Below are 5,724 nucleotides of genomic sequence, written 5' to 3'. Positions count from 1 at the left end.
AGTTGTAGTTGTAGGGTGTGTTAGGGCGAAGCCCGTAACGCACCAAATTATGTCATGATTTCCTGATAAGACTCATATCTTGCACTCCTAAAAAAGTACTAAATAGGCCAACAGGTGAAAATCAATTTTTAAGTGGTTAGTATCAATTCTTTTACTCATTACTTCAAGACTTCAAGACTTCAAGACTTCAAGACTTCAAGACTCAACCACCACAAGTAAATGAGTGATAAAGATGCAAGATCTGATAAGATCAAGTCTGTTGAATTAGAGTTAGATTGTTGGGTGTAGTCACCAAGGGCCCAACCTACAGGCTGAGTTAAAGGTCGTGCAACCCAACAGATAACAGGATTAAGCTAACATTTTCTCAGGGAAATATTTTTTCAGCTTATTAAGTTTGGGGGGGATGGAAAACAAACAATAGGGTTGATAGGGATTGTTATTGAAGTAATTTTGATGATAATCTTCAGCCGGGTAATAGTCAGTAAGTTGAGTCAACTCAGTAACAATTGGTCCGTTAAAGGTTTTATTTGCTTCTAATTTTTGCATTACCTGTTCTGCGGTTTCTTTTTGTTCTGGAGTTGACCACAGAATAATTGAGCGATACTGGGTCCCCACATCATTACCCTGTCTATTAAGAGTAGTGGGGTCGTGGCTGACTACAAAAAAGATTTCTAAAATCTCCTCTCTGGATATAGTTTGAGGGTCAAAAGTTACTTTAACTACCTCAGCATGTCCAGTCTTTCCAGAACAAACTGACTGATAATTGGGATTTTTGGAGTCTCCTCCAGCATAACCAGACTCAACCTTGGTTACTCCTTGGACATTTTGGAAGACTGATTCGACACACCAGAAGCAGCCACCACCTAAAACTATTGTTTCTGTCATAAACTTAAATACTCCTATGATTTAAATTGCTTTTCTACTAAACTTACTAAGGTTTCTCGCGGGAAGAAACGAGGTAAATTGACGATAACTTGATTGCCTAAGCCACCTGTTACCACCGTTGACTGATTTTTATTCAAAGCTGTTAGGGCTTCTTTCACTACTTGAGTAGCGGAAGTTTGATTGTTATTACCCTGATTTATTGATTCAGGAAATTCAGCCCTTTTAAAGAAGTTTGATTCTGTAGGTCCCGGACATAGGGCAAGAATTTTGACACCAGTATTTTGATTTTCTGCCCATAACGCTTCACTAAAGCTTAAAACAAAGGCTTTAGTAGCGCCATATACGGATAAGTAGGGTAATGGTTGAAATCCGGCGATGGAGGACACATTGATAATTGCTCCTTCTTGGCGTTGTTGCATCTTCGAGAGAAACAAATAGGTTAATTCAACCAATGCAGTAATATTCAGTTGAACCATCTTTAGTTGTTTATTTAAATCTCGACTTGCAAAAGCGCCATAATCTCCAAATCCAGCATTATTAATGAGTAAATCAACCTCCATTCCTAACTCACTCACCTTGTCAAAGACATTTTGACAGGCTTGAGGTTCGGTCAAATCTTGGATAATTACTTCTGCTGAAATTTGATGTTTTTGCTGAAGTTCACTAGCTATACTGGCTAATTTGTCCTGAGACCGCGCTACTAAGATTAAATTAGTTTTGTTTGCGGCCAATTCTTCAGCAAAAGCGGCGCCTATGCCTTGGGAAGCTCCAGTAATTAGGGCAGTTTTCATCATAAATTTAATAGGTGAGAAATTAACCAAGCTCTTAGTTAAGAATTGTAACAAATTTATCGCCATCGGTGAATGCAACTCAAAAGCTCAAAGATTCTTCGCCGTCGCTCACCAATGACATTTATATTTTACTTATTAAGAGAGTTAACAAATTCTCCTAAACGTGTTAAGCCTTTTTCAATAGTAGACATATCCGTAGCATAAGATAAACGAATACATTGATCTGCACCAAAAGCTAGACCGGGTACTACCGCCATTTGTTTTTCTTCTAACAAAGCGTTACAAAAATCTAGAGAAGACATTCCAGTGGGGGTAATATCTACAAATAAATAAAAGGCGCCTTTAGGAGTAGGACAACTTAGTCCCGGAATTTGTCTAATACCTGCTAACATCGCCTCTCGTCGAGTGGTAAAAGCCCTAAGCATCTCTTGTAAACAATCTTGTGGTCCATTTAAAGCGGCTATAGCGCCAAATTGGGCAAAAGTACAAACATTAGAGGTACTATGACCCTGGATAATAGTCATGGCTTTAATTAATTCTACTGGTGCCGCTAGGTATCCAACGCGCCAACCAGTCATAGAATAGCCTTTAGCAAAACCATTACTCACAAAGCTACGTTTATAAATCTCAGGGTTAATCGAGCCGATGCTAAGATGTTCAGCATCATCATAAAGAATTTTTTCGTAGATTTCATCAGCAACAACTAAAATATCTTTTTCGACAATTACTTCAGCTAATTCTTTTAATTCTGTGGGAGTATAAACAGAACCAGTTGGATTAGATGGTGAGTTGAGAACGAATAGTTTAGTGTTTGGAGTAATACTCTCTCTCAGTTGACTGGCGGTAATTTTATATTCTGTATCTACACTAGTTTCTACTATAATTGGAGTTCCTCCAGCTAATTTAACCATCTCTGGGTAACTCAACCAATAGGGAGAGGGGATAATCACTTCATCTCCAGGCTCAATCAAAGCTAACATCATGTTAAATAGAGAGTATTTACCACCGTTAGTCACAATTATATTTTCTGCTTGGTAGTTAAGATTATTTTCCCTCGCTAATTTTTGGGCTATAGCCTCTCTCAACAGTGGTTCTCCCGGGGCAGGTCCATATTTTGTTTTTCCCTCATCTAGTGCTTTTTTGGCAGCAGCTTTGATGTGGGCTGGTGTATCAAAATCTGGTTCTCCAGTACTAAAACTACAGACGTCAATACCCTCTTGTTTCATGGCTTTTGCTTTGGCTGCAATCGCTAAGGTAACTGAAGCTGGGACTTTACTGACTCTTTGTGTCAGTTTCATAGAACCTCCTATTACTACTAAACTATACCCACTTTTTATTCGGTGTGGGTAGGCAATCATTTTATGCTATTAACTATTAACCTTCAAGCTTAGCGCATTTATCATTAAACTTCTGCCAACAGATTAGGGAACAGGAAATATCTGATGATAGCTTTGTTCATCTTAACTCGCTCTGGGGCGATCGCCTTTAAATGATTTTTGAAGTAATAAGTAATGAGTAATGAGTTTTTTTAAGAATTTATACTTAGTTTTTAGTTATGAAAATCAAATAAATCAACTTTTACAGAGTTGATAATATCCCGATTATTTGAAAGACGACTATAAATTGTAGTTTACTCACATTGATGATACAATATATATAAACCCTTTGGGATTTAACGTCTCTTTAATTTGATGCTATGAACAATAATATTAAAAATGAAGACTTAAAGTTAATTATTGCAGAAATCAACCGATTATCTCAAGAAAAAGAACTCATCATTGAACGAGAAGAATTAAAAGAAATCTTGAGAGAATTAAATCTACCTGTAGAATTATTAGATGAAGCTATCTTCGCTATCGAAGAACAAAAGAAAATAGCCAAAAAACGTCAAAAAACCTTACTAATATCAGCACTATTAGGAGTATTTTTAACGGGTGGAATAACTTATTTTGCCTTGAGTAATCAACGGTATCAACAAGCTTTAAGCAAAATGAACCCTATTGACCATAGAATAACTCTAGAAGAAGATACCAAAAATAACCTAGCATTGGTTAGTCGCCAAAATTCACCTCGTCTACATTTTCGCGTGACTTTTGAAAATACTCCCGTAGGTAAACCTTTACGTCTTGCTTGTGATTGGATTAATCCTCAAGGACAAATTATGCACGAAAATCGCTATCAAACTCGTACAGTAGAAAAAGATATTTGGCATTCCCGTTGTCGTTATCGTATCGGCGATACCTCTCCTGAGGGAGTTTGGCAAGTTAAAATGTTTTCAGGAAATCGCCTTTTAGCATCTCAATCTTTTGAAGTTAAATAAAATTATGCAAACACTTATTCATCCTCCCCTAAGCTTAAACTTAGCTGAAGAATTACTATCTACCTATGGTTCTCCTCTATATGTATATAATCAGGATATTCTGGGACAAACTTTAGATAAAATCACTAAAGCTGTTAACTATCCTTTTACTACCTTTAAATTTGCGGGAGTAACTAATGGCAATATTAATTTACTGAGAATATTTAAAGAATATGGCTGGGGTCTCCATGCTAATACTCCTGGTGATATTTATTTAGGCTTAAAAGCTGGTTTTAATCCCACCAATATTGTCTATAGCGGCAGCAATCTTAGTTATGAAGAAATGGAGAAAGTATTAACCTGGGGAATATCAACTCTTAATTTAGATAGTATTTCTCAACTAGAACTATGTTGTCAAGTATATGAGAAGTTAGCAGCTAAAATTACTCCTCCTACTTTGGGATTAAGATTAAATTTCCCTGAATTAACCGGAGATAGTCGCATCGGTGTTAATCCTGCTGAATTTCCCGCCGCTATTACTTTAAGCCGCAAATATGGACTAAAAGTAACCGGGTTACACTTCTATAGAGGTACAGGTACTAACGCTACTAAGGCTTTTACTCAAGTTATAGAGAAACTATTAACTATCGGCGAAAAACTACCAGATTGGCAATACCTAGACTTTGGAGGAGGTTTTGGCTATCCCTATAAACATAATCAGGTGGCTTTTGACTGGGAAGATTTTGGTAAACAATTAACAGAGAAACTGTCGAGATTAAATAAGCAAATTAAACTAATAATCGAACCAGGGAGAGCAGCGATCGCTCAATGTGGTACACTACTAGCTAAAGTAGTAGCGGTGAAATGGCAGGGGGATAAACAGATTATCGGGGTTGATACTACTATCTCTAATTTATCTGTTTTAGCAGTTCATGGGGGCGATCGTCAAATCGTTACTTGGCAATCAGATGACTGTAAAGTTTTCACCAGCGATGTTTGTGGCAATACTACCTATTCTCGCGACTATTTGGGTAAAAATTGTCCCCTACCTGCTATGAAAATTGGTGATATTATCGCTATTCTCGATGTTGGCGCCTACGGTTTTGCCATGTCTTCTCATTTTTTACATCGTATTTTACCAGCAGAAGTATTAACAAGAGGTAATCAACATCGCTTGATTAGATATAGAGAAACTTATGATGATTTATTAACTAAACAAATTTTAGAATAATTATGAAATGTCTTAACTGTGGGGTTGATAATAAATATAGAGAGAGAAGCAACCAAAGATGTAAAAATTGTAGTCATGAGTTCGTTTTTGAACCAAAAACTACTCATGCAAATCCTAAAGTAACTGATACTCTCTTTGCTAAAATCATTTCTGAGGTATCGGGAGATAACTCGATAACTTATACTCAAAAACAGTTTAATTACTATGTAGATAAAATTTTTAAAAAACGTAAATCTAAATCTTATATAACGACATCAATATTTCTCTATATATTTTTCACTATTTGGTTTACAGGTGTTGTAGGAAGTTTACTGAATTTCTTACTAGTTTTTTTACTACAAATTTTCGATTCGCCTCCACCAGCTTATATTACAGCTACACTTATCTGGAATATTATTTTTATATTTTGGCAAATCAAAAATCTTGATTCTGGTAAAGTAAATTCTCGTCAAAAAACTCAAATTGCTAAACTATTGTTGATAGTAGGGGGATTAATTCTCACTGTAGGTATAACTATC

General features: G+C 36.2%; 5 protein-coding genes and 1 pseudogene. 3 read left to right on the top strand and 3 right to left on the bottom strand.

What is annotated here, in order from left to right:
* Positions 1–348: 348 nt before the first annotated feature.
* The 3 genes from msrA to MW688_RS22595 form a co-directional block, all read right to left on the bottom strand.
* A complete protein-coding gene (gene msrA, locus MW688_RS22605) occupies positions 349–885 on the bottom strand; it encodes a peptide-methionine (S)-S-oxide reductase MsrA (RefSeq protein ID WP_486738276.1) in 537 nt (178 codons plus the stop codon).
* 14 nt (positions 886–899) lie between these two features.
* The gene (locus MW688_RS22600; RefSeq protein WP_486738277.1) at positions 900–1,676 is read right to left on the bottom strand and encodes an SDR family NAD(P)-dependent oxidoreductase; all 777 of its coding nucleotides are present in this window, start codon (positions 1,674–1,676) and stop codon (positions 900–902) included.
* Between the two features lie 128 nt (positions 1,677–1,804).
* On the bottom strand, positions 1,805–2,974 hold the full coding sequence (locus MW688_RS22595; RefSeq protein WP_486738275.1) for a pyridoxal phosphate-dependent aminotransferase: 1,170 nt from the start codon (positions 2,972–2,974) through the stop codon (positions 1,805–1,807).
* A gap of 398 nt (positions 2,975–3,372) precedes the next feature.
* Here MW688_RS22595 and MW688_RS22590 point away from each other — a divergent pair, with 398 nt between their 5' ends.
* From MW688_RS22590 to MW688_RS22580, 3 genes and pseudogenes are all read left to right on the top strand, one after another.
* Positions 3,373–3,996 carry a DUF3859 domain-containing protein gene (locus MW688_RS22590; RefSeq protein ID WP_486738274.1) on the top strand — a complete coding sequence of 208 codons (624 nt, stop codon included), beginning with the start codon at positions 3,373–3,375 and terminating at the stop codon, positions 3,994–3,996.
* Positions 3,997–4,000: 4 nt separating this feature from the next.
* Complete coding sequence (locus MW688_RS22585) at positions 4,001–5,206, top strand: diaminopimelate decarboxylase family protein (protein WP_486738273.1); 1,206 nt, start codon at positions 4,001–4,003, stop codon at positions 5,204–5,206.
* Positions 5,207–5,208: 2 nt separating this feature from the next.
* A pseudogene (locus MW688_RS22580) lies at positions 5,209–5,724 on the top strand (hypothetical protein); the annotation flags it as partial.

It is taken from the genome of Johannesbaptistia floridana, from assembly GCF_057440575.1.
The sequence above is the reverse complement of the archived record's forward strand: the minus strand, read 5'-3'. Positions and strand labels throughout refer to the sequence as shown.

Coding starts and splice junctions, on each gene's coding strand:
- msrA (WP_486738276.1), bottom strand. CDS start 885: ATGACAGAAACAATAGTTTTAGGTGGTGGCTGCTTCTGGTGTGTCGAA.
- MW688_RS22600 (WP_486738277.1), bottom strand. CDS start 1,676: ATGAAAACTGCCCTAATTACTGGAGCTTCCCAAGGCATAGGCGCCGCT.
- MW688_RS22595 (WP_486738275.1), bottom strand. CDS start 2,974: ATGAAACTGACACAAAGAGTCAGTAAAGTCCCAGCTTCAGTTACCTTA.
- MW688_RS22590 (WP_486738274.1), top strand. CDS start 3,373: ATGAACAATAATATTAAAAATGAAGACTTAAAGTTAATTATTGCAGAA.
- MW688_RS22585 (WP_486738273.1), top strand. CDS start 4,001: ATGCAAACACTTATTCATCCTCCCCTAAGCTTAAACTTAGCTGAAGAA.